General features: G+C 65.3%; 23 protein-coding genes. 13 read left to right on the top strand and 10 right to left on the bottom strand.

Annotated features, from left to right (window positions below; translation table 11 throughout):
• Window positions 1–27 precede the first annotated feature (27 nt).
• Together D3I60_RS17720 and D3I60_RS17715 are read left to right on the top strand one after the other, a co-directional pair.
• Complete coding sequence (locus D3I60_RS17720; protein WP_262778062.1) at window positions 28–1,617, top strand: alpha,alpha-trehalose-phosphate synthase (UDP-forming); 1,590 nt, start codon at window positions 28–30, stop codon at window positions 1,615–1,617.
• Between the two features lie 10 nt (window positions 1,618–1,627).
• On the top strand, window positions 1,628–2,584 hold the full coding sequence (locus D3I60_RS17715; protein WP_262778060.1) for a trehalose-phosphatase: 957 nt from the start codon (window positions 1,628–1,630) through the stop codon (window positions 2,582–2,584).
• A gap of 44 nt (window positions 2,585–2,628) precedes the next feature.
• Here the strand turns inward: D3I60_RS17715 and D3I60_RS17710 are convergent, their stop codons facing one another.
• Both D3I60_RS17710 and D3I60_RS17705 read right to left on the bottom strand, forming a co-directional pair.
• Entirely contained in the window at window positions 2,629–3,714 is a 1,086-nt protein-coding gene (locus tag D3I60_RS17710; RefSeq protein ID WP_262778059.1) for a LacI family DNA-binding transcriptional regulator, read from the bottom strand.
• Window positions 3,711–4,784: a LacI family DNA-binding transcriptional regulator gene (locus D3I60_RS17705; RefSeq protein ID WP_262778057.1), complete on the bottom strand. Its 1,074-nt coding sequence runs from the start codon at window positions 4,782–4,784 to the stop codon at window positions 3,711–3,713. Before D3I60_RS17705 ends, D3I60_RS17710 begins: the two co-directional genes overlap by 4 nt.
• A gap of 227 nt (window positions 4,785–5,011) precedes the next feature.
• Here D3I60_RS17705 and D3I60_RS17700 point away from each other — a divergent pair, with 227 nt between their 5' ends.
• The 3 genes from D3I60_RS17700 to D3I60_RS17690 all read left to right on the top strand — a co-directional run bounded on the left by D3I60_RS17700 (window position 5,012) and on the right by D3I60_RS17690 (window position 8,114).
• On the top strand, window positions 5,012–5,719 hold the full coding sequence (locus tag D3I60_RS17700; protein ID WP_262778055.1) for an ABC transporter ATP-binding protein: 708 nt from the start codon (window positions 5,012–5,014) through the stop codon (window positions 5,717–5,719).
• Between the two features lie 144 nt (window positions 5,720–5,863).
• Window positions 5,864–7,051, top strand: a complete 1,188-nt coding sequence (locus D3I60_RS17695; RefSeq protein WP_262778053.1) for a DUF4032 domain-containing protein — start codon at window positions 5,864–5,866, stop codon at window positions 7,049–7,051.
• 199 nt (window positions 7,052–7,250) lie between these two features.
• Complete coding sequence (locus D3I60_RS17690; RefSeq protein ID WP_262778052.1) at window positions 7,251–8,114, top strand: SDR family NAD(P)-dependent oxidoreductase; 864 nt, start codon at window positions 7,251–7,253, stop codon at window positions 8,112–8,114.
• Here D3I60_RS17690 and D3I60_RS17685 read toward each other — a convergent pair.
• Window positions 8,098–8,268: a hypothetical protein gene (locus tag D3I60_RS17685; RefSeq protein ID WP_262778051.1), complete on the bottom strand. Its 171-nt coding sequence runs from the start codon at window positions 8,266–8,268 to the stop codon at window positions 8,098–8,100. The two genes, D3I60_RS17690 and D3I60_RS17685, sit on opposite strands and share 17 nt — an antisense overlap.
• A 20-nt stretch (window positions 8,269–8,288) precedes the next feature.
• Between D3I60_RS17685 and D3I60_RS17680 the strand changes: the two genes are divergently transcribed.
• The gene (locus D3I60_RS17680; RefSeq protein WP_262778049.1) at window positions 8,289–9,788 is read left to right on the top strand and encodes an amino acid permease; all 1,500 of its coding nucleotides are present in this window, start codon (window positions 8,289–8,291) and stop codon (window positions 9,786–9,788) included.
• 68 nt (window positions 9,789–9,856) lie between these two features.
• On the opposite strand, the gene rlmB is transcribed toward D3I60_RS17680, so the two are convergent.
• Window positions 9,857–10,795 (bottom strand): 23S rRNA (guanosine(2251)-2'-O)-methyltransferase RlmB, encoded by a 939-nt coding sequence (rlmB, locus tag D3I60_RS17675; RefSeq protein ID WP_262778047.1) that lies wholly within the window; start codon window positions 10,793–10,795, stop codon window positions 9,857–9,859.
• 66 nt (window positions 10,796–10,861) lie between these two features.
• On the bottom strand, window positions 10,862–12,313 hold the full coding sequence (cysS, locus tag D3I60_RS17670) for a cysteine--tRNA ligase (protein WP_262778046.1): 1,452 nt from the start codon (window positions 12,311–12,313) through the stop codon (window positions 10,862–10,864).
• 247 nt (window positions 12,314–12,560) lie between these two features.
• Here cysS and D3I60_RS17665 point away from each other — a divergent pair, with 247 nt between their 5' ends.
• From D3I60_RS17665 to D3I60_RS17645, 5 genes are all read left to right on the top strand, one after another.
• A complete protein-coding gene (locus tag D3I60_RS17665) occupies window positions 12,561–14,120 on the top strand; it encodes a sodium-dependent transporter (protein WP_262778044.1) in 1,560 nt (519 codons plus the stop codon).
• A gap of 1 nt (window position 14,121) precedes the next feature.
• On the top strand, window positions 14,122–14,235 hold the full coding sequence (locus D3I60_RS17660) for a methionine/alanine import family NSS transporter small subunit (protein WP_152346846.1): 114 nt from the start codon (window positions 14,122–14,124) through the stop codon (window positions 14,233–14,235).
• A 312-nt stretch (window positions 14,236–14,547) separates the two neighbouring features.
• Window positions 14,548–15,639 carry an S-(hydroxymethyl)mycothiol dehydrogenase gene (locus tag D3I60_RS17655; protein ID WP_262778042.1) on the top strand — a complete coding sequence of 364 codons (1,092 nt, stop codon included), beginning with the start codon at window positions 14,548–14,550 and terminating at the stop codon, window positions 15,637–15,639.
• Window positions 15,639–16,310, top strand: coding sequence for an MBL fold metallo-hydrolase (locus tag D3I60_RS17650; RefSeq protein WP_262778040.1), 672 nt, complete (start codon window positions 15,639–15,641; stop codon window positions 16,308–16,310). Before D3I60_RS17655 ends, D3I60_RS17650 begins: the two co-directional genes overlap by 1 nt.
• A 264-nt stretch (window positions 16,311–16,574) precedes the next feature.
• On the top strand, window positions 16,575–17,894 hold the full coding sequence (locus D3I60_RS17645) for an amino acid permease (protein WP_276584737.1): 1,320 nt from the start codon (window positions 16,575–16,577) through the stop codon (window positions 17,892–17,894).
• A 147-nt stretch (window positions 17,895–18,041) separates the two neighbouring features.
• Here D3I60_RS17645 and D3I60_RS17640 read toward each other — a convergent pair whose 3' ends face one another.
• From D3I60_RS17640 to D3I60_RS17625, 4 genes are all read right to left on the bottom strand, one after another.
• The gene (locus D3I60_RS17640; protein ID WP_262778037.1) at window positions 18,042–19,241 is read right to left on the bottom strand and encodes a hypothetical protein; all 1,200 of its coding nucleotides are present in this window, start codon (window positions 19,239–19,241) and stop codon (window positions 18,042–18,044) included.
• Window positions 19,242–19,325: 84 nt separating this feature from the next.
• Window positions 19,326–19,811: a 2-C-methyl-D-erythritol 2,4-cyclodiphosphate synthase gene (ispF, locus tag D3I60_RS17635; RefSeq protein ID WP_262778036.1), complete on the bottom strand. Its 486-nt coding sequence runs from the start codon at window positions 19,809–19,811 to the stop codon at window positions 19,326–19,328.
• Window positions 19,808–20,788 (bottom strand): IspD/TarI family cytidylyltransferase, encoded by a 981-nt coding sequence (locus tag D3I60_RS17630; protein ID WP_262778493.1) that lies wholly within the window; start codon window positions 20,786–20,788, stop codon window positions 19,808–19,810. The genes ispF and D3I60_RS17630 overlap by 4 nt, the downstream gene beginning before the upstream one ends.
• A 14-nt stretch (window positions 20,789–20,802) precedes the next feature.
• On the bottom strand, window positions 20,803–21,285 hold the full coding sequence (locus tag D3I60_RS17625) for a CarD family transcriptional regulator (RefSeq protein ID WP_025779034.1): 483 nt from the start codon (window positions 21,283–21,285) through the stop codon (window positions 20,803–20,805).
• 352 nt (window positions 21,286–21,637) lie between these two features.
• Between D3I60_RS17625 and D3I60_RS17620 the strand changes: the two genes are divergently transcribed.
• Window positions 21,638–22,201, top strand: a complete 564-nt coding sequence (locus D3I60_RS17620; RefSeq protein ID WP_262778032.1) for a hypothetical protein — start codon at window positions 21,638–21,640, stop codon at window positions 22,199–22,201.
• Between the two features lie 478 nt (window positions 22,202–22,679).
• Here D3I60_RS17620 and D3I60_RS17615 read toward each other — a convergent pair whose 3' ends face one another.
• Entirely contained in the window at window positions 22,680–23,237 is a 558-nt protein-coding gene (locus tag D3I60_RS17615; RefSeq protein ID WP_262778031.1) for a recombinase family protein, read from the bottom strand.
• A gap of 266 nt (window positions 23,238–23,503) precedes the next feature.
• Between D3I60_RS17615 and D3I60_RS17610 the strand changes: the two genes are divergently transcribed.
• Window positions 23,504–23,872, top strand: coding sequence for a hypothetical protein (locus D3I60_RS17610; protein ID WP_262778029.1), 369 nt, complete (start codon window positions 23,504–23,506; stop codon window positions 23,870–23,872).
• Window positions 23,873–23,898 lie beyond the last annotated feature (26 nt).

Raw genomic sequence — 23,898 nt, 5'->3', positions numbered from 1 at the left:
CAAGGACCGACACAGGAGGAGGCGCAGATGAGCACCGTCGACTCTGCAGAGCCGAGCACCGACAACCCCTGCGGCGACAGCGATTTCGTTGTCGTGGCCAACCGACTTCCCGTCGACCGCGATCCGACCGACGAGAACCACGGATGGCGCACCTCACCTGGGGGTTTGGTCACTGCAGTGGCTCCCGTGATGAAGGCCCAGGAGGGCGCCTGGATCGGGTGGACGGGCGTCGCCGACGAGGACTTCGAACCCTTCACCATCGACGGCATGCACCTGACCCCGGTGACTCTGACAAGTGAGGATGTCCTCAGGTACTACGAAGGGTTTTCCAACGCCACACTGTGGCCGCTCTATCACGATGTCATCGTCCCGCCCGAGTACCACCGCACCTGGTGGGATGCGTATGTGCGGGTCAACGAGCGCTTCGCGGCCAAGGTCGCCGAGGTGGCTGCGGAGTCCGCGACCGTGTGGATCCACGATTATCAGCTCCAGTTGGTTCCGCAGATGGTCCGACGCCTGCGCCCGGACCTCGCGATCGGGTTCTTCAACCACATTCCCTTCCCGCCCTACGAGCTCTTCGCCCAGCTTCCGTGGCGCGACGAGATCCTCCGCGGGCTCCTCGGCGCCGATCTCATCGGGTTCCAACGGCCGGCGGACGCAGCGAACTTCCGCCGTGCCGTCCGCGGACGTCTGGGATACGCGACGAAGGGGTCGACCGTCTCGGTCCCGCCGGGTGACTTCCTCCCGGCCCACCTCGTCCGTGCCGAGCCGTTCCCGATCTCGATCGACACCCCTTATCTCGAGGAGCTCGCCCGCGATCCGAAGATCCTCGAGCGGGCGAAGCAGATCCGCGAGGAGGTCGGCAATCCTCGGGTGGTCATGCTCGGCGTCGATCGGATGGACTATACGAAGGGCATCCGCCACCGGCTCAAGGCGTTCGGGGAGCTGCTCGCCGAGGGCCGACTCGATGTCGAGGATGTCGTGCTCATTCAGATCGCGACACCATCGCGGGAACGCCTCGAGCAGTACAAGATCATCCGCCACGACGTCGAACTGGCCGTCGGGCGGATCAACGGTGAGCAGGTCGATGTCGGATCGATTCCCGTGCGCTACCTCCACCATTCCTATCCGCGCGACGAGATGACAGCATTCTTCCTCGCCGCTGATGTCATGCTTGTGACCGCTCTGCGGGACGGAATGAACCTCGTTGCCAAGGAATATGTGGCGTGCCGAAGGCGAGACGACGGAGCCCTCGTGCTCTCCGAATTCACTGGGGCTGCCGAACAGCTCAAGGGCGCGGTGATGGTCAACCCCCACGACATCGCCGACCTCAAGGCGGGCATCCTCGAAGCCGTGCAGATGGACGAGAGGACTCGCACACGTCGGATGAAGCAGATGCGCAAGAGGGTCGCCACGGATACCGTGAGCAGGTGGTCGAAGAACTTCCTAGCCGAACTCGAGCACATCAAGGACAATCCCGAGGTCATCGTCCCGGAACGGCCCGTGGTGCAGAAGAACCGGACCGCACCGCCGCCGGATGTGCCGGCGGCCCCGTCAGATCGCGCCGACAGACCCGATGATGCCGAGTGGACAGACGATATCTCCACCGCCCGCTAGGAGAAGAACAGTGACATCGAAGCCGACCGAGCTCGGTCCTGCCCCCTCCGCCACCGCCGAGGTGGCCCTGCGTGATCTCGCCACCGCCGATTCGCTGCTGCTGGCCTTGGATTTCGATGGGGTGCTCGCGCCTCTTCAGGACGATCCGTCGACGTCCCGGATGGTCCCCGAATCGGCCTCGGCCATCGCGGCACTTGCCGGTGTGCCGCGCACTCGGGTGGCGCTGGTGTCCGGACGCGATATCGCCACCCTGCGACGCCTGTCCGAGGCGCCGGACTCAGCGTGGCTGATCGGTTCGCACGGCGCGGAGGCCGAGCTCGGCACCGACGCTGATCGCGATCCCGACGCCGCAGTGGGCCGGTCCCCCGAGCTCACTTCGGCCGAGGCGGAGATGCTCGCCGCCATCGACACACACCTCGACGCGTTCGAACACACTCTTCCGGGCGCTGATGAACGCCCCGGTTCGGCCGCGGCCACGTTGGGTTCGGCCGCAACGATTGGCGCGAACGACTCGGGCGGCGACGTCGCCTCTGATTTCCTCATCGAGCGCAAACCCTATTCGCGGACGGTCCACACTCGCGGACTCGCCCCCGAGGCCGCTGCGGCCCTCCATGAACACGCCACCGAGGTAACCGAGGAGTTCCCGGACATCCGTGTCATCGAAGGCCACGACATCACCGAACTCGCCGTCAAACAGGCGACGAAAGGTGATGGCATCCGGCTGCTCGCCCGTGCCGGCGAACCGACGGCAATGGGCTACCTCGGCGACGACGTCACCGATGAGGATGCCTTCGCGGCCCTCGACGAACTCACGGACTCCCGCGCTCTGAACGCTGGTCTCACCGTCAAGGTCGGGTCCGCCCCGACTCGCGCTTCATGGCGGATCGCCGATCCTGCGGCCGTGGCCGAACTGCTCGGCCGCCTCGTTGCCGAACGCACGGAATTCCTCCGCACCGTCCACGGCTGAGGTCGAGCCGCCTCGGCGAGGATGATCGCGATCGAGGCCCGAGATCAGCGGCGCTGCGGGGGCACGGCGCTGGCCCGGAGGACGAGGTCCGGGTCGACCGTGTAGTCGACATGCACGCGCGCATCACCGGCGGCGATCATCGCGCGGATCTCGTCGATCGCCGACTGCGCCACGGTCGCCCAATCGTAGACGACCTGCGACAGGGGCGGTTGGACGACATCGGCGTCGGGGACGTCGCCGACCGTGAGCAGGGACAGGTCCCTGGGAACGTCGAGTCGCAGCCGCTGGGCGGCCTCGAGCATGCCGAAGGACAGGGACGGGGCGCAGGCGATGACAGCGGTGCACCGCAGATCGAGCAGCTCCTCGGCGGCAGCGACTCCGGCCATGGCTCCGCCGGCAGCCTCGACGACGGGGGCCTGATCTCGGGTGGCGGGAATGTGGAGGATCCCTGCCATTGATCTGCGGAAGCCGGCGATGCGGGCCGGGGCAGCCGAATCGCGCAGCACGGCGAGCCCGATGCGTTTGTGACCGAGGTGGACCAGGTGGGCCACGGCGGTCTCGATTCCGCCGGTCGCGTCGAGGTAGATGCGCGAGATCCCGTCGTCGTGGCGGGCATTAGAAATGCGGATGAGCGGCAGCCCGCGTTCGGCGAGCATCCCCGCAAGCACACCGGCGGCACCGCCGCCGACGACGATGGCTCCGGAGATCGTGGGCCCGCCGTGTTCGCTGCCGAGGATCGTCTCGAGGAGGGCCTCATTGCGTTCGGCGATGGCCTCGATGTGGACGACGGCGATGCCGAGCCCGAACATCCGGTTCGTCAGGATCTCCGCTAGCCGCGAATACGGGTCCACGTTGCCTGCTGACACCGCGGGTTTGATGAGCGCGATGAGCGACGAGGCGGATCCTGTACCGGACCCAGCAACGGATCCTTCCCGTGTGCCGGATTCGGCGTACAGGGTCTGCCCGGCAGCGCCGAGGATCGCCAGGGCCTGCCGCACCTTCGCCAGCGAGGCGACCGACACCGATTCGGGATCACGCAGAGCTCGTGAGGCGGTGGCTTTCGAAACCCCGGCGGTGCCGGCGATCTCGGCGAGACGGACGTGCCGGTGCTCGGGCAGGTGTTCGCTCATTGGCGAGCCGCCGTCGTCGAGGTTCGGGCGACGAGTCGAGGACGGAACACCGGAGGCACCGAAGGCAGACCCGTCGTCGAGATCCGCAGGGTCTGCAGCGTCGCATCGATGAGGGCATTCGACAGCCCCTCGACGTCGAGGCCGAGCACCGTGGCCGGCGGGCCCGTGAACTTCATCGTCGGGGAATCGCCGAACCCGACGACCGACATGTCCCGCGGCACCTGCAGATGCCGATTCCGCAGTCCGTGGAGGGCACCGTGCAGCTGCAGCGCGGACTGGACGATCACCGCTGTGCAGGTCGCATCCTTGAGTTCGAGCACCGCACGCGATCCGCCGGAGAACGACTTCGGCACCCGTGAGATCCAGTCCTCGAGGTTGAGCCCGAGGTTTCTGGCCGGATGTTCGGCGAGGAAGCGGCGGATGAGTTGGACGGCCAGTTCACCGCTGTCGTTGCAGATCAGCCCGATCCTCCGATGGCCGATCGCCCGCAGATGTTCGAAGGCCGTGGTCATCCCACCGCCGAGGTCGAGGCGCGCGGCGATGACATCGGCGTTGCCGGGCCCGGTCCCGGTCACACCGGACGCTGTCGGCGCTGCCCCGGCCCCATGCGCCCCTGCCGCCGCTGTCACGGCCACACCCGTCCCGGGCCTGTCGGCCTCCTCGGTGGCGGACTGTTCGGCGACGCGGATACAGGGGATCTCCGTATTCAGACTCGTCATAGTCGTGGTCACCAGGGCCACTGCGCCCGCGTCGATTGCGGTCTGCAGCGGTTCCGGGTCAGTTTCGACGAGCGGGCGAGTGACGAGGAGATCATGATCCTGCAGGGCCTTGGCCACGCGAGTGCAGACCTGGACCTGCCAATGTTCGGGATTGCCGGGAGCGCTGACTGCCACGAGCCGCCTCGGCGCATCATGGAGCAGGGTCGAGCGCGAATAGCCGAGCTCGCTCATCGCCTCCAGCACCTTCGCCCGGGTCGACTCGGCGACGGCACCGCGGCGACCGAGCACCCGGGAGACCGTGGCCAGAGAGACTCCGGCCTTGGCGGCGACCTCGTCCAACGTGACCTTCATACGAGTCAGTCTACTTTCGCGCCGCGGTATGCGTCGGCGCATCCGGCAGGGTGTACGCCGCGGTATGCGTCGGCGCACAGCCATCGTGCTGAGAATCACTCTACGCTTTGTCGAATTCACAGAGCGCCCCAACCATCCACCCCTTAGGATGAGAGTGACTGAGCATCCCTGCCGGGTCACCGACGACCAGCTGCTCACGGAGTTATTCAGAAGTTTTAGGAGGACTTATGTCAACGGTGTCGTTGAATGGCCTCAGTCATGTCTACGAGAACACGACGTCCGAATCCGTCCACCCGTTCAATCTCTTCGTCGATGACGGAGAGTTCCTCGTCCTCTACGGACCCAGCGGGTCGGGCAAGTCGACGATCCTGCGGATGCTGCACGGACTTGAGACCCCGAAGTCCGGCACGATCCTCATCGACGGCGCGGATATCACCCACGCCGCCGTCAACGACCGCGATGTCACCCTGGCCCTGGAGAGCTACGCGCTCTACCCGCATCTGAGCGTGCGCGACAATCTCGGCTTTGCGCTGCGCGTCGACGGCCTGCCCGCCGACGAGATTCAGGAACGCGTCGAATCCGTGATGGACAAGATCGGGCTGAGCGACATCCTCGATTCGGTTCCCGGCGACCTCACCCAACTGCAGCGCCAGACCGTGGCCCTGGCGCGTGCCGTGGTGCGCCGACCCAAGGTGCTCATCATGGACGAGCCCGTGGTCAATCTCGTCCCCGAGCAGCAGGCGGAGACCCTAGCGCTCATCAAGCAGCTGCAGCAGGAATTCGGGCTGACGACGATCTACGCCACTTCCGATCTCGAGGATGCGAAGGTCCTCGGCGATCGGATCGCCTTCCTCGATCGCGGACGGCTCATCGGCGTGGAGACACCCGACCTCGCCGAGGCGCTGGTGGCCTCGGTCTCCGACACGGACTCCTGAGCCGTGCCGGGAACCCTGCCCCCGCCGGACCCGTCAGAACAGGCTTCACCGTCGGCGACGACGCCGAATAGCGCAGCCGCATCGGTCGGCGCGGCCGCTCCCTCACCGGAGATCCACACGGTCCGCAACGCCGATCATGCGGCCGTGGCCGCACTCCCCTGGCACCTGCCCCTGGCCGAGTGGCCGGAGACGCTGCTCGGCGGTCTGCCCCGCGGCATCTCCCGCCACGTCGTGCGCTATGTCGAGATCGGTGACGAAGTGCTCGCGATCAAGGAGACCGACGACGCGCAGGCCCTGCGTGAGTTCGACATCCTCGGTGCCCTCGGCAACCTCGACGTCCCCCTCGTCGAACCCCGCGCCGTCGTGGGGCGCCGCCGGACCGAATCGGGCGAGGCGCTCAAGGGCGCGCTCATCACCGCCTATCTCGAGTTCTCCCTGCCCTACCGCGCCCTGTTCTCACGCGACCTGGCCGAGGACACCGGCGGCCGCCTCGTCGACGCTCTGGCCGTGCTGCTCGTCCGCCTCCACCTCGTCGGCTTCTACTGGGGCGACGTATCCCTGTCGAACACGCTCTTCCGTCGCGATGCCGATGCCTACGCCGCCTACGTCGTCGATGCCGAGACCGGAGAGCTGCACGACCAGCTCTCCGACGGGCAGCGGAACATGGACCTGCGGATCGCGCGGATGAATATCGCCGGAGACTTCCTCGACCTGCAGGCCGCCGGTCTCGTCGCTCCCGAGACCGATCCGCTGGCGGCCGGTGAGCGACTCTGCGAATCCTACGACGCCCTCTGGGCGGAGCTGACCCGGGTCGAGGAATTCAGCGCCAACGAACGCTGGCGCATCGACGAGCGCATCCGCCGCCTCAACGATTTGGGCTTCGACCTCGGCGAGCTGACCGTGACGACCGATCTCGACGGCCTCAGCCTCCTCGTGTCCCCGAAAGTCGTCGAACCCAATCATCATTCGAGGCGCCTGCTGCGCCTGACCGGGATCGGCGCGAACGAGAACCAGGCCAGGGCGATGCTCAACGACCTCGATTCGTTCCGCTCGGCTCCCGAGATCGCCGAATTCGACGAACTCGACGAATCGCAGGCCGCCCGCCGCTGGCTCGAAGAGGTGTACAAACCCCTCATCCAGGCGATCCCGGAGAATCTCACCCGCAAACTCGAGCCCGGGCAGATCTTCTACGAATTCGCCGAGCACCGCCGCACCATGGCGCGCGCCCGCCAACGCGACATCCCCACAATGGAGGCCATCGCCTACTTCATCGTCGACTACCTGGCGAACCTCCCCGACGAGATCCGCTACGTCGACAGCGAGAAGTTCTGACACCCTCCCCGAGGCGGCCCTGACCGCACCGGTCGTCCGCAGCCACCTCGGGGAACCGCCTCGGCGCGCGCCCACCTCGACGGATGTTCCACAAGGTGAAACGGGAACGGCGGGACCGCCTCGGCGGGCATACCTTTGAAGTCCACGGAGTCGACACCGATGTCGCTCCGGCACCGAACCCCGTCCGGAAGGATTCCCGATGTCGACGAATGAGCCGATGCCCACGAACGAGAACAACCCGTCGGTCCCGTCCCTGTTCGACTTGAGCGGCCGCACAGCAGTCGTCGTCGGGGCCGGTTCCGGACTGGGGCAGGCCAGCGCGATCGGGCTCGCCGATGCGGGGGCGCACGTCGTCGTCGCCGATCTCAACCTCACCGGCGCCGAGGAGACCGCCGCCCTCATCGCCGCTCGCCGTTCCGGATCCGCTGCCCACGGAGCCGACGACGGCGGATCCGACGCCGGGACCGCCACGGCGGTGGCCGTCGACATCACGGACACGGCCTCCGTCGATGCACTCGTGGACGCCTGGGCCGATGCCGAGATCCTCGTCATCACACCGGGAGCGAACGTGCGCAAACGCCTCGTCGACACCACCGATGACGAATTCGATCGGGTCATCGACATCAACCTCAAGGGCACGTACCGGCTGATGCGCGGTTTCGGCCGGGAGATGGGTGAACGCGGTCGCGGGTCGATCGTCACCTACGCCTCATTCCGGGCGCTGGCCATCGAACCCGGCCAGGGAATCTATGCGGCCGCTAAAGCCGGGGTCGTACAGCTGACGAAGACGATGGCCAGCGAGCTCGGGGGCAAGGGCGTGCGCGTCAATGCGATCCTGCCCGGCCCCTTCGACACTCCCCTGACACAGCAGATCAAGGCCGACGGGAAGTGGTGGGACGCGTATGCGGACAAGACCGCCCTGGGCCGCTGGGGCCGCCTGCACGAGATCGCCGGTCCCGTTCTGTTCCTCGCCTCGGACGCCTCGAGTTATGTCACCGGGCACTCGCAGCTCGTCGACGGCGGGTGGATGGCGCAGGACGGCCGGTTCACCCCCGACGTGTGAGCACGGCGGCCTTCGGGCCGTCGGTTGCAGCGGCTCGTCGTCCCTGACATCGCAGCCCGTGGCGGCGGATCTCCGCCGTCGCCGTGTGAGATCCGCGACGCTGTCCGGCGGTCTCGCCCGTGATCATGCGGAAGCTCGGCGAGACAATATTCATTGCTATGCAAGAATATTCAGATGACCGTTTCGCAGACACCGTCCACCCCGCCGACGCACGCTCCCATAGGAGTCCTGCGGCAGCTGGGGCGACGCAAGTCGATCAGCGCCATGACCGCCGAGGCCCACACCGATGCGCAGTCCGCGCAGCAGGGTGGGCTGCGGCGGACCTTCGGCGTCTTCCAGCTGACGATGATCAGCGTCGGCGCCACCTTGGGCACGGGAATCCTCGTCATCCTCGGCGAGGCCGTGCCTGTGGCCGGACCCGCCGTGTGGCTTGCCTTCGTTCTCGCCGGAATCACCGCGTTGCTGTCAGCGGTCAGCTACGCCGAGATGGCCGGAATGGTGCCGGTGTCCGGGTCGAGCTACTCGTATTCCTACGCCACCCTGGGTGAGGGCGTCGCCTGGGTCTGCGGCTGGTGCCTCGTCCTCGAATACGCGGTCTCGGTCGCGGCGGTTGCCGTCGGCGCCGCCGACTACGTCAACGAGACCCTGCGCGTCTTCGGCCTCGAACTGCCCGCGTCCCTGACCACAGGGCCGGGCCTGGCGGATAATCCGGACGGGATCATCAACGTCTCGGCCCTTGTCGTCGTGGCGTTGGCGACCGTGCTGCTCATGCGTGGTGCCCGCGAATCCGGTGTCGTCAACACCATTCTCGTCTTCGTCAAGATCGGCATCCTCGTCTTCTTCGCCATCGTCGCGTTCACCGCGTTCAAGGCCGGCAACTTCGCGCCGATGCTGCCGATGGGAGCTGCCGGTGTCACGGCGGCCGCGTCCAGCGTGTTCTTCTCCTATATCGGCTTCGATGCCGCGTCCACGGCCGGTGAGGAAGCGAAGAATCCGCGCCGGGATCTGCCGCGGGCGATCATCTTCTCGATGCTCATCGTCACCTCGATGTACGTCCTCGTCGCCGTCACAGCGATCGGGGCACGGCAGTGGCAGTGGTTCGACGGCGCTCACGCTCCGCTGGTGCAGATCGTCGAGGAGATCACCGGGTCGAATATCGCGGTGCTGCTCTTCGCTGTGGCCGCGGTGCTCGCGATCTTCTCCGTCGTCATCACCGTGCTCTACGGTCAGTCGCGGATCCTGCTGACGATGGCCAGGGACGGAATGGTGCCGAAGATCTTCGGCCGCGTCTCCCAGCACACCGGTACCCCGTTGGTCGGCACGCTCATCGTCGGCGGCCTCGTAGCCATCACGGCGGCGTTCATTCCGCTCGGCGAACTCGCCGACGCCACGAGCATCGGCACCCTGTTCGCGTTCTGCCTGGTCAACATCGCCGTCATCTACCTGCGGTTCAAGCGACCGGACCTCGAGCGCTCATTCAAGGTTCCGTTCGGGCCGGTCGTGCCCGCGCTGGGAGCCGTGGCGTGCGCGTTCCTCATGGTCAACCTCGGCGGGCGGACCTGGATCGTCTTCGGTGCGTGGATGGCCGTCGGCGCCATCGTCTACTTCACCTACAGCCGCCGCCACTCGGTCGTCGGCCACCTCAGCGAACACGCCTACCGCACCACCCTCTAATTGCTACCTGACGGCGGCCCAGCAACCTCGCGCGAGGTTGCTGGGCCGCCGTCAGGTAGTAAGAGGGGTCAGGGGCGGCGGGCTCTGGCCACCTCGTAGAGGGACACGGCAGCGGCGATGCCCGCATTGAGGGACTCTGTGGTCGCGGCGATCGGGATCGACACGATCTGGTCGCACTTCTCCGCGATGAGCCGCGACAGCCCTTTGCCTTCGGAGCCGACGACGATGCACAGCGGGTCGCGGGTGAAGGTCAGCTCGGGCAGCTCGACGTCGCCGTCCATGTCAAGGCCGACGACGAAGACGTTCTGCTTCTTCAGCTCGTCGATCGCCCTGGCCAGGTTGACCACCTGTGCCACGCGGATTCGCGATGCGGCGCCGGCCGAGGTCTTCCACGCAGCGGCCGTCATCGAGGCGGCGCGACGTTCGGGGATGATCACTCCGTGACCGCCGAAGGCCGCCGTCGACCGGACGATGGCACCGAGGTTGCGCGGATCCGTGATCCCGTCGAGGGCCACGAGCAGCGGCGTCTCGGCACGGTCGGCCGCGAATTCGAGCAGATCGGAGGGATCGGCGTAGTCGTAGGGCGGGACCTGCAGGGCGATGCCCTGGTGGATCGCGTCATCGGTGAGCCGGTCGAGGTCGGGCTTGCTCGCTTCGAGCATCGAGATGCCGCGCTGAGTCGCGAGAGTGATGGATTCGCGGACCCGATCGTCGGAGTCGATGCGTCCGGAGACGTACATCGCGGTGGCCGGAACGCCCTCGCGCAGAGCTTCGAGGACCGAATTGCGCCCGGCGACCATATTCGGTCCGAGCTCCTTCTTCTTCCGCTTCGCCTGAGCCGAGGCGTTCGAGGTCTTGCGCTGCTGGGCGGCCTTGTGTGCCTTGTGGTAGACGCGGTCCTCGGCCTTCGGCGTCGGTCCCTTGCCGCGCAGGCCGCGCTTGTTCTTACCGCCCGACCCCTTGGTCGGGCCCTTCTTCGAACCGCCGGAGCGGGGATTGGAAGCCATCTGATTCCTTCAAATACGTTGGAGCCGCGAGCTCGTGCCCGTGGCCGTGGCCGAAAATCGTCGCCCTCAGCCCTCGCCGAGGTGGTAGCGGTATCCGTCGGCCGTATCCTCGATGACGACGCCGGCCGCGGCCAGTTCGTCCCGCAGGGCATCCGCGGTGGCGAAGTCCTTCTCCGCCTTCGCCTCGGCCCGACGCTCGGCCATGGCGGCCACGAGGGAGTCGAGCGCAGATTCCGCCTTGGCGTCGGCCGCCGATCCGGCCCAGACCGCAGCGCTGGGATTGACACCGAGGATGTCGAGCATGAGCTCCACCTCGGCGACGATCCGCGCCAGCCCCGCCCTATCAGCACCGGAGTCGAGGAGCTTCGCCCCTTCACTCACGGAGGCGAAGACCACGGACAGCGCACGCGGCACGCCGAGGTCGTCGTCGAGGGCGGCGGCGAACTCGGCGGGGACGTCGACGCTGCGTCCGGCGTAGGCGTCGCTGACGTCCGGCAGTGCCGGTGCGTCCGCTCCGAGTGTCTGACGAGCGCGCTGGAGGAAGTTCTGGAGTCGTTCGAGTGAGGCCGCCGAGCGTTCCATCGCTTCGTTCGAGAAGTCGAGGATCGACCGGTAGCCGGCTCCGGTGAGGAAGTAGCGCACCGCCAGCGGGCTGAACGTGTCGAACAGGTCGGAGGCGAAGACCGAGTTGCCCAGGGACTTCGACATCTTGTCCCCGCCCACGTTGAGCAGGCCGGAATGCATCCAGATGTTCGCAAACCGATCCCCGGCGGCACGGGACTGCGCCAGCTCGTTCTCGTGGTGCGGGAAGCGCAGATCGAGTCCGCCGCCGTGGATGTCGAAGTTCGGCCCGAGGTACTTCGTCGACATGGCCGAGCATTCGATATGCCAGCCCGGCCTGCCCCGTCCCCACGGCGAGGGCCATGAGGCGGTGGCCGGCTCGATGTCCTTGTGTGCCTTCCACAACGCGAAGTCCCGGGCGTCCCTCTTCCCGCGCAGCTCGGCGCCCTCGGACAGCTCCATGTCCTCGAGCTTCTGGTTCGTCAATGCCCCGTATTCGCTCCACGAGGCGGCGTCGAAGTAGACATCGGCGCTGCCGTCGAGCGCGGGGTAGGCATGCCCGGCCTCGATGAGGCGGGAGATGAGTTCGATCATCTCGGTGATGTGCCCCGTCGCGCGCGGTTCGCTGCTCGGCGGCAGCACATCGAGCGCATCGTAGGCGGCGGTGAAGGCGCGTTCGTACTTATACGCGTGAGCGAACCATTCCCGTCCCTCCTCGACTGACTTCGACAGGATCTTGTCGTCGATGTCGGTGACGTTGCGGATCATGGTCACCCGGTAGCCGCTGTAGAGCAGCCACCGGCGCAGAGTGTCGAACACCGAGGCCGACCGCAGGTGGCCGATATGGGGTTCGCCCTGCACCGTGGCACCACAGACATAGATACCGACCTGACCGTCGTTGACGGGGCGCAGTTCTTCGGTCGTGCGGCTGGCGGTGTTATAGAGCGAAATAGTCACGCCCCAAGTCTACCGGGCCGGGGAGCGTTCGCTGTTTCTGAGAATTCGATACTAGACTGTTATGCGGCTCACGTGATGCGCGGCACATCGCACAGTGAATTCCCAGTAAAATGGGATCAAGCAATGAAGCTCGACTCGAGAGTCCTTCTCGCCATTCGGACTTCATACCGGGCCACCGCTCTCACAGACGAAACTTCGGTGGCCACACTCGGTCGCGACGATCCGCGACCGGTCAAGAAAGGACATCATGTCACCCAAGTCATCACCCCAGAGGGAGGTCTTCGTCTCCCGCGGCGCGTTCATCTTCGCGGCCATCGGTTCGGCGGTCGGCCTCGGCAACATCTGGCGCTTCCCCTATGTCACCTATGAAAACGGCGGCGGCGCGTTCATCATCCCCTACCTCGTCGCACTGCTGACGGCAGGCATCCCGCTGCTGTTCTTCTACTACGCGATGGGGCACCGTTCGCGCGGATCGGCACCGCTGGCCCACAGAATGGCACACAAGGGCGCCGAGCCCATCGGCTGGTTCGCCACCGGTGTCGCGATCGTCATCGGCATCTACTACGCCGCGATCATCGCCTGGGCCGGCTCCTATATGTTCTTCTCACTCACCGAGGCCTGGGGTGACGATTCGGAAGGCTTCTTCTTCGGCGAATACCTCAAGATGGGTGACCCGGGAATATCGCTCGAGTTCGTACCCGGCGTGCTCATCCCGATCATCATCGTCTGGGTCGTCGTCCTCGCCATCCTTCTGATGGGTGTGCAGAACGGCATCGCGAACTTCTCGAAGATCTTCATCCCGCTGCTCATCATCCTCTTCCTCGCTCTCGTCGTCCGGTCGCTGTTCCTGCCCGGTGCCGCCGAGGGACTCAATGCGCTCTTCACTCCGGACTTCAAAGCGCTGACCGATCCGGCCGTATGGATCGCGGCCTACGGGCAGATCTTCTTCTCACTGTCGATCGCGTTCGGCATCATGATCACCTACGCCTCGTACCTGAAGAAGAAGACGAACCTCACCGGTTCGGGCCTCGTCGTCGGCTTCTCGAACTCCGCATTCGAGATCCTCGCCGGTATCGGCATCTTCGCTGCACTGGGCTTCATGGCCACGGCACAGGGCGTCGAGGTCGCCGATGTGGCCTCCTCGGGCATCGGCCTGGCCTTCGTCGGCTTCCCGACGCTGATCTCCGAGATGCCAGGCGGCGGGATCTTCGGATTCGTCTTCTTCGCCTGCCTCGTCTTCGCGGGACTCACTTCGCTGATCTCGATCATCCAGGTGCCCATCCAGGCGCTGCGCGACAAGTTCCGTGTCGGCAACAGGGCCTCAACAGCATGGATCGTCGGCGCCATGGCCGTCGTCTCCATTCTGCTCATGCCCACCATCACCGGCCTGTATGCACTGGACACGATGGATGCGTTCGCGAACAACGTCGGCATCGTCGGTTCGGCGATCCTGTCGATCGTCGTCGTCGGGTGGGCCTTGCGGAAGCTTCCAGTCTTCAGTCGTCACCTCAACGCGGTCTCGAGCTTCAGGCTCGGTCCGATCTGGATGACGCTCATCTCGATCACCGGCGTGGTGCTCGTCTACATGCTCATCACGCAGATCATCACATTCGTCTCCGACGGCTACGAGGGCTACCCGCCGCTCATCACCGGCATCTACGGCTGGGGCATGATCGGGCTGCTCGTCGTCGGCTCGATCATCCTCACCCTCATCAGATGGCCCAAAGAGACCATTGATGAGATGGAAGCGGCGATCGCCGATTCCGTCGCAGAAGAGAACCTCCGCACCGAGAACAAGGGAGCCTGACATGGGCACTTCAGCAATCGTCATGATGGTCATCGCAATGGTCACCGTCTGGGGCGGCCTGATCGCAGCCATGCTGCACCTGCGCAAGCACCCCGACGAGGACGTCGCCGACTGATCATGCCGGGGTGAACCCCACCCCCCTGATCGCGTCCGGTCGAGTCGAATCCGCAGCGCCGCCTAGGCGACGTGGATCGGCTCACCCTCGCCGAGGCGGTCCGATGCATCCCACGCATCGGGCCGCCTTCGTCGTGACGCCTTCGTCCCGCCCATGTAGAGCGCATCGTCTCACCACCGGTTCCGCCACTGGTCGAGCCCAGCGTGCTTGGCTAGGGTGGGGGCTGTGAGCACCCCGTTTGGGGGTGCGCTCAGTCCACGTCGGGTGCTCCCACCAGTCGGACCCCGTCGCCGAAGACATTTAGGAGACGCAATGCCACAGACAGTCAAGGGCGTCATCTCCCGCAGCAAGGGAGCCCCAGTCGAACTCACCGACATCGTCATCCCGGACCCGGGTCCGGGCGAGGTCATCGTCGATGTGAAGTCGTGCGGCGTCTGCCACACGGACTTCCATTACCGCGAAGGCGGAATCAGCGACGACTACCCGTTCCTGCTCGGCCACGAGTCCGCCGGTGTCGTCTCCGAGGTCGGTGACGGGGTCACCGAGGTCGAGGTCGGGGATTTCGTCATCCTCAACTGGCGCGCCATCTGCGGCGACTGCCGTGCTTGCAAGCGCGGCGAGCCCTGGTACTGCTTCGACACCCACAATGCTTCGCAGAAGATGACGCTGCCCGACGGCACCGAGCTCGAGGCCGCTCTGGGCATCGGATCGTTCGCCGAGAAGACGCTCGTCGCCGCTGGCCAGTGCACGAAGGTCCCCGAGGCTGACCCGGCAGTCGTGGGTCTGCTCGGCTGCGGAATGATGGCCGGAATCGGCGCCGCCATCAACACCGGTGAGGTCACCCGCGGCAAGTCCGTGGCCGTGATCGGTGCCGGCGGTGTCGGCTGCGCGGCGATCGCCGGTTCGGCTCTGGCCGGGGCGAACACGATCATCGCTCTCGACATCGATGAGAAGAAGCTGTCCTGGGCCAGCGACTTCGGTGCCACGCACACGGTGTCGACGAAGGGCATGAGCGAGGACGAGGTCGTCGCAGCGATCCAGGAGCGCACTGGAGGCTTCGGTGCCGATGTCGTCATCGACGCCGTCGGACTCCCCGCTACATGGAGGCAGGCCTTCTACGGTCGTGACCTCGCCGGCACCGTCGTCCTCGTCGGTGTGCCGACCCCGGAGATGGAGCTCACGGTTCCGCTGCTCGACGTATTCGGCCGCGGCGGCAAGCTCAAGTCCTCCTGGTACGGCGACTGCCTGCCCGACCGCGATTTCCCGATGCTCGTCGACCTCTATCAGCAGGGGCGCTTCCCGCTCGAGAAGTTCGTGTCCGAACGCATCGGCATCGGCGATGTCGAATCAGCATTCGAGAAGATGGCCAAGGGCGAAGTCCTGCGATCGGTGGTGGAACTGTAATGACTGCTATTGAACATCTCGTCACGTCAGGCACGTTCTCCCTGGATGGAGAGACGCACGACGTCGACAACAACGTGTGGATCATCGGCGATGATTCCGAGGTCATCGTCATCGACCCGGCCCATGATGTCGATGCGATCGCCGAGGCGGTCGGATCCAGAGACGTCAAGGCCATCCTGCTCACGCACGGTCACGACGATCATGTGCGCGTCGTCCGCGACTTCGCACAGCGAGTGGGCAACCCCACCGTGTACCTCAATCCCGATGACTATGTGCTGTGGGATATGACCTTTGAGAACTACCGTCCCGACGGTCAGATCGCCCACGGCGACACCTGGACCGTCGGCGGAATCGAACTCAAGGCCCTGCACACTCCCGGCCATTCCCCCGGTTCGACGTGCTTCTTCGTCGAGACCGGCCTGCCGGCTCCGGCATCGGCCGGTGCGGGACGGGCTGTCGGTCCGGTGCTGTTCTCCGGAGACACACTGTTCAACGGCGGCCCCGGAGCCACGGGACGGTCCTATTCGAGCTTCGAGACGATCATCGAATCGATCCGCGACGTGCTCTTCCCACTGCCCGAGGCAACCGTCGTGCTCACCGGGCACGGCGATTCCACGTCGATCGGCGCGGAGAGCCCGGCCCTCGAGGACTGGATCAAACGCGGCCACTGAGCCGCCGCAGGCCAGGCTCAGACCGCTCGCCGGCGAAGACGCAGATCGCATAGCCGACCTGCCTACGGTCAGGCTCTGACCGACCAGCGCAACTCGCAGACGCGGGTCGCGACCCACAGGGGTCCGCGACCCGCGTCTGCGCATTCCGCCCCTGGCGGATAGACTCGTCGGGTGCCTGAATCACAGTCTTCACAGCCCGCCGAGTCAGCGTCTGCCTCGGCCGCCGGCTCTTCTGCCGCCACGTCCAATGGCCTCAAGGTGGGGATGAAGCCCCGCCACTTGGTGATGATGAGCCTCGGCTCGGCGATCGGCGCCGGTCTCTTCGTCGGCTCCGGTGCCGGAGTGCAGGCGGCCGGTCCCGCCGTGCTCATCTCCTATGTCGTCGCGGGTCTCATCGTCATCTTCGTCATGCGGGCTCTCGGCGAACTCGTCGCCGCCGATCCGAATCCGGGTGCGTTCTCGCACTATGCGGGCAAGGCCATGGGCCCGGCCGCGGCCTTCGCCGTCGGTGCTCTGTGGTGGGTCCAGCTGTGCCTCGTCGTCGCCGCTGAGGCCACTGCCGCCGCACAGATCGCGGCCTCCTATATTCCGGCTGTCCCCCAGTGGGTCATCGCCTTGGCGATCATGCTCGTCTTCACGGCCATCAACCTCACCACTTCGGGCAGCTTCGGTGAGTTCGAGTTCTGGTTCTCGCTCATCAAGGTCGCCTTCGTCGTCCTCTTCGTCGTCCTCGGCGTCGCCTACCTGTTCGGGTGGACACCGGCGGAACCTCCCGCGCAGATCTTCGCTGACGGATTCATGCCCACCGGCATCTCCGGCATCGCCGCCGGTCTGCTCGTCGTCGCCTTCGCCTTCGGCGGCATCGAGATCGTGGCAGTCGCCGCGGCCGAGACTGCGAACCCCGAACGCAGCGTCTCCCAGGCGATCAAGACGATCGTGTGGCGCATCCTGTTCCTCTACATCGGGTCCGTGGCGATCATCGTCCTCGTCCTGCCGTGGACGGACGAGCGCCTGGCCGAGTCCCCGTTCGTAGCCGTCCTCGAGACCGCAGGTCTGCCGTTCATCGCTTCTCTGCTGGCCGCGGTCATCGTCATCGCGCTGCTGTCGTCGATGAACGCGAACATCTATGGTGCGTCCCGGATGTCTTTCTCGATGTCGCAGCGGTCCATGTTGCCGCGCGGGCTCGGCCGCACCAATCGCCGCGGTGTGCCAGTGGCTGCGGTGCTGGCCACCTCGGCGTTCGGCTTCGTCGCCGTCGCACTCAACTATTTCTGGGCCGCCGAGGTCCTCGGGGTCCTGCTCAACATCGTCGGTTCCACGCTCATCGTCACCTGGGTCGCCACCCTCGTATCGCAGATCGTTCTGCGTCGTCGCGCCGAGGCGGCCGGCCAGTCCCTGCCGCTGCGCATGTGGGGCTACCCCTGGCTGTCGTATGTCACCCTGGCCGGAATCGCTGTGATCATCGGACTCGGCCTGACCGTCGAATCCGTGCGCTTCCAGATCGTCGGCACACTCATCTTCGTCGTCGCGCTCTACCTCATCGGCCTCATCGTCACGAAGCGTCACCCGAACGCGAAGGTCTGAGCCCGCCGTTCACCGCCACCGAGGCGGCTGTCGGCATCCGTGCCCGGACCGCGGCAGTCCCCCGCCGCCGGACTGCGGCGATCTCCCTCGCGGCCGGTTGTTCGGTCGCAGCCTTCGTCCGATGCAGGCATCTGAGCTCGTCGAGCCTCAATCGACAAGTGCGTCCAATGCCGCAACGAGTTCCCGCAGGGCGTGGGCTGAATCTGCCGATTCCGCCCAGCCGGCGAGCATGTCCCGCGTCTGGCCCACGTGCCGGGCGAAGTGCCTGCCCGCATAGTTCGTCACGTCGATCGGCACGATCCTCTCGACTGCTTCCAGCACGACGTGCGCGGCGGAACCGAACACGGGAACCCGCACCCCGAGGCGGGTCCGCACGGCCTCGCTCGCAGCCTTCGCAGGGCGGTCAAGGTGTGATTTCAGTGCGACCCAGCTGCCGTTGCGGACGCTGAGTTCGGCGACGAAGGGAATGAACACCGTCGGCGGCAGAAGCACGGCCTTCATCGGCACCGGCAGTACGAGTCGCCCCAGCCTGCCGACAAGCGCACGCACCGCGGTCGACGGGCCTGCGACGAAGAACCGGGGCGCACCTGCAGGTGCCCAGAACGTCACTTCATGCCCGGGTTCGGCCTTTCTGACGACCACTCCGTCGAGACCGCCGGTTGTGAGCACACCTCCGTCGGCCTCCTCGGCCCGGGTACCCTCTGTACTCATACCTCTGTCGGTCTCCCTGGCACGGTTACCCTCAGCACGCACAACCTCAGCCGGCGCGCCTGGGTCCAGTCGCTCGGACAGGAACGCGGGTCCGAATATGACCGCTTGAGTGCCGGGGAAAACTGCTTGTGCTCGCTCGAGGTCTCCCTCGACCTGGCTTGTCGTCGCAATGAACGCGGGCGAGATGTCCCGAATCGCCGAGACCACCTCTGCGTCGAGATCATCCGGCCGAGTCGTGAGCACGATGAGGTCCCATCTGCCATCAGCGGCAGCAGCAGCCCAGTCTGTGATCGTCACCCGTCGAGTCGCGGCCACGCTAGTCACCGACCAACCATTGCCCGCGCTCGCTTGTCTGCCTTCAGCTCCCTCGGTTTCTCGCCCGGTTTCGCCCCCGTTTTCTCCCTCGGTTTCTCCCCCGTTGTTGCCTCCGTCTCGCCCGCTTCCTTCCCTGCATCCGCCGTGTCCAACTCCCACCCGGCCCGAATACGTCGGGTCGAAGGTGCTCACTCGCCGCGGAAAGGCCGTCCGCCCATTGGGACCAGCCGTGCGGGAGACGACGGCGACCTCATGGGCATGGGTGAAGAGCGCGGCCCCGGCGATGCCGATGGCGCCGGCTCCTTGGAAGAGGACTCTCACTGCTTGTTCCTTCCTCGGCGCACCTGACTCGGTCCGAACAGAGAAGTGCGTTTGACTCGATACTTGTGGTTCAGAGCTGTTGAATCAGGTCGGATGAATCAGCGCGGTGGCGATGGCGGCGATTCCTTCGCCTCGCCCGGTCAGTCCGAGTCCGTCAGAGGTGGTGCCCGAGACCGACACAGGTGCGCCGGCAGCAGCCGACAGCACCTGTTGGGCCTCAGCACGGCGCGTGCCGATCTTCGGTCGATTGCCGATCACCTGGACGGAGATGTTTCCGATCTCGAAACCCGCCGCGCGCACGATGCGAGCCGCCTCGGCGAGCAGCACCGAACCCGAAACACCGGCGAATTCCGGACGATCGACCCCGAAGTGCTCACCGAGGTCGCCGAGCCCCGCGGCGGAGAACAGCGCGTCGCAGCAGGCATGGGCGGCCACATCGGAGTCCGAGTGTCCTTCGAGCCCTCGTTCGCCCGGCCACAGCAGTCCCGCAATCCACAACTCGCGCGCGGGATCGACGGCGAAAGCATGGACATCGACACCGGTACCGATACGGGGAATGACCTGATTCATCGTGGCTCCTTCGCCGAATCCAACGCATCTGCTCCGTGGACTTCAGCTCGGTCACGCATTCGGGCGAGCTGTTCCGCAAGGACGAGGTCGAGCGGATAAGTGATCTTCAGCGCCTCCTCATCACCGTCGACGGCGACAACGTGGACGCCGAGGCGTTCGACCAGCCCCGCGTCGTCCGTCGGCAGCGCTCTGCCCAGCCGGTCGGCCCAGGGCGTCGAGCCCGCACCATCGGTTGGGCAAGCGTTCTCGGTCGCGACAGTGCCGTCGGCCAAGCCAGCCCCGTCGGCTGCGAACTCGTGGTGGGCCCGCCGGAGCACCTCGGTACGGAATCCTTGAGGCGTCTGGACCCGTCGCAACTCGGCCCGGTCGAGGTCGCCCCGCACCACTGCACGCTCGCCAGAGCCCCCAGCCACAGCTGAATCTGGATTTTCTGGTCGATCCGCGGTGATCTCAGCGCCAGAAACACCGTGGATCGACCCGACAATTCCGTCGGAAGCGCCCTCCGCGCCCGTGCCTGCACCTGCGCTCGGTTCCGCACCGACGGCCCCGTGCGGAACGACCCTCCGCACGGTATCGATCATCGGCAGAACCGGAACGACCGCCTCGGCGCCGGATTGCAGCGCGGCGACCACTCGGGTGAACACATCGGGCGGGGTCAGACACCGCGCCGCATCATGAACGAGAACGTACTCCGCATCCTGCTTAAGTTTCAAGGCTGTTTGCACCGAAGAATTGCGATTACTGCCACCTGCTACGGCTGTAATTGAAATTTCGCAGTTCATCCGCGTGGCCGCTTCGGCGATTTCTTCTTTCGCCTGCAAAAGAAAATCCTCGGGAGCGGCCACCACGATTGCGGAGGCGACTCCCGAGGAGATGATCGTCTCGAGGCTGCGGGCCAGAAGGGTCCGTCCGTTCACACGGACGAAAGCCTTCGGCTCATTGCAACCCAGACGGGATCCCGACCCTGCGGCCGGGATGATGACACAGGTGCTCAGGATGCGAGCACTTCGTCCAGCAGAGCTTCTGCTTCGGACTCTTCCTTCTTCTCGGCCAGTGCGAGTTCGGAGACGAGGATCTGGCGAGCCTTCGAGAGCATGCGCTTCTCGCCGGTCGACAGGCCGCGGTCCTGCTCGCGGCGCCAGAGGTCACGGACGACCTCGGCTACCTTGATCACGTCACCGGACTGCAGCTTCTCGACATTGGCCTTGTACCGACGGGACCAGTTCGCGGGCTCTTCGACGAATTCGGCACGCAGGACGTTGAAGACCTTCTCAACGCCTTCTTCACCGACGACATCTCGCACACCGACCAGATCGCAATTCTCTGCCGGAACTTCGATCACGAGATCGCCATGGGCGACCTGGAGCTTGAGATACAGCTTCTCCTCACCTTTGATGGCACGTTTCTTGATTTCTTGGATTGTCGCTGCACCGTGATGTGGATAGACAACAGTGTCGCCGACCTGGAAACTCATATTCTCTTCAAACCCCTTTCGCGGAATACCAGTTTACCATGAGGCTCGCCACAGAAATCGTTCAGGGCAGCGAATCTTCATGCTAGGCTCCGCTCCTGCCACTCGCCGTGATCGGCCCGGCAGCCGCCTCTGCCAGCGTGTACATCGAGAGAGGGCGCGTTGCCGAGAAGCTCGGCAGTGAACCTCGACCGACCGCGATGCAGGCCGAACTTCGCTGCCTCTTCACCGAAACTTCAACCGCGACGCGCCCGAGCGTCGCAGAACCTCGACCGCTCCGACCTCCCGGTTCTACAGCAGGTCAAAAACCGGGTAGTATACAGACTGATCTTGTATTGCCACTTCAAGGAGCATAATGAAACGGCACAAATGCGCGGCTCTCGCCGTTGCCGCACTCGCTCTCGTTATCCCCGTCAGCGGATGTGCAAGCCTGCTGTCTCCCCATCAGACTGCCGAATACCACTACAACGGCGGCGATGGAGCCTCGGGAGCCGTCGGCGACATCGAGGTCCGCGGGCTCATGCTCATCACGGATCAGGAGAGCTCCGGTCCGGCTCAGCTGTTCTTCACCCTCATCAACAAGGGTGACTCCACCGCCAAAGTGTCCATCGAGGTCGCCGGCACCACGGTGAGCGAATCGATCAAGGCCGGCGACACCTTCGTCCAGGACCCGAAGAGCCCCGAGACCTCGTCCAAGGATGTCGTCACCGTCGACAGCCTCAAGGCGAAGCCCGGCGACCTCGTCAACGTCACAGTCAAGAACGGCAGCGAAGAGAAGGTCATCGAAACCCAGCTCCTCACCGACACCCTGCCGTACTACAACGAGTACGTGCCGTCGGAATCACCGTCCGAGTCCCCGTCGGACATGCCGACCGAGGATGCAGGTTCCGCGGAAGGAACCGCAACGGCCAACGGCTGATCCGTCTTCCTCAAGCACCGGGACCAGTCCCGCGCGGGAGCACAGAAGGAGCCGCTCACATCATGTGAGCGGTTTTTTCTTGCCTTGCACCGCCTCTGACCTGCATCTATGCCGCACCGGGGGTTCCGGCGCGATCCCCCATGTGATCCCCCGCTGTCACGTCAAGGGCTGGCGCGGAAGTTCTCGAGGCCCTGCCGGGGCTGTTCGCCGTGGCCGCGTACCGACGCGGCGGGCGGCGCAGGTGTCCTACGCCGGAGACATTTGATAGCCGGTCGGCTTATACCACACTCGGCAATCCCCATACCACGACTTGTCAAATCAGTATCGCAACCGAATTGTAATTATCGGTTCGGGCCGTCCTCACGGCCTCGGGTACAACGAAAGCCCCGGCGCTGTGGCCGGGGCTGTTCGTGGTGCACACGGCAACGGCGCAGCCGGTGCCTCGGGGACGGGGACACCTCGGTCCCCGCCTGTCCGCTCAGCTATGAGTGACGTTGTACATCGTCTGTCGCGAAACTCCGTATGCTTTGGCGAGGTCGGCGACGGACTCGCCTGCATCACGCCGCTCCTGAGCTTCTGCGATCTGCTGCTCAGTAAGTGCCCTGGCCTTAGGTCTGGGCTTGGAGTACACGCCGCGTTCTTTGGCGGCGGCGATCCCCTCGCGTTGACGGGCCTTGGAGATGTCGCGTTCGAATTGGGCGAATGCCGCCATGATGGTTAGCATGAACTCGCCTTGTGCTGTGCTGACGTTCATCTCGGGACTGTCCACGAATTCAAGTGAGACACCTTTGTCGGATAGGTCTTGCGCAATGCTCAGCAGGTCGACCGTGTTACGGGCGAGCCTGTCGGGTGACTTCACCCGGATCGTATCTCCGGCCTGGACGAACTCAAGGAGGTTCTGCCACACGGGCCGGTTCTCGACGCTTCGGCCTGACATCTTCTCTTCTCTGAGGATGTCCACGTCTGCCAGTGCTTCGCGCTGGCGGTCGAGGTTCTGGTCCTGGCTGCTGACTCTTGCATACCCGTATACAGTCATGGTTTCTCACTCCGATGGTCTAGGCGGATCGCCCTGCCGGTGATCCTGTATAGCTAACATCTTAGGCCTTGGATGGACATTGTCAAATCGGCGATTATCGACCTTAGTTGGACGGGTGATTACTGGGCTGACGATTCCGGCGAGGTGTCCATCTTGAGTACACCTTAGTTTGACGGACCAGTACTAGTGACTTGTGTACAGGATGGCACTAGTGTGGCAAGCTCCGAGTCATCGGGCACGCGGGTGCCCGAATGACCGAGAGGTGAATGACTGTGGATGACGATGGGTTCTTCGTCTTTACCGAACATCACGCCGAGGAATGCGGGTGTTCTATGCCAGCAGGCTTGCTACTCACACCTGAGGGTGTTGAGCAGCTGGCGATCATAGGCGACGGTGGGACGACGCTAGGCCATGCCGTCGAGGTGCTGGCCGGGCTGGACCCGGACACGCGCGTCTTGCTCGGCGGTGAGCTGCGCACCGTAGATATGGATCAGACCGTTGTCGAATGCCTGCTCGATCAGCTAAGCCGACTGGCATTGGTGGAGCCGTCGAGGCTGTTGGACGCCGAGACCTACGGCGAGGCGCTTGCCTTGTGGTTGGGTCGGTGGGACACGTGGGACAGCATCGCGCCGTGAGCGCCGCATAGAGGCGCGTGCAGGTG

Source organism: Brevibacterium permense (assembly GCF_025506275.1).
GTDB classification, from domain to species: Bacteria; Actinomycetota; Actinomycetes; order Actinomycetales; family Brevibacteriaceae; genus Brevibacterium; species Brevibacterium permense_A.
This window is presented reverse-complemented; position numbering and strand designations above follow the sequence as displayed.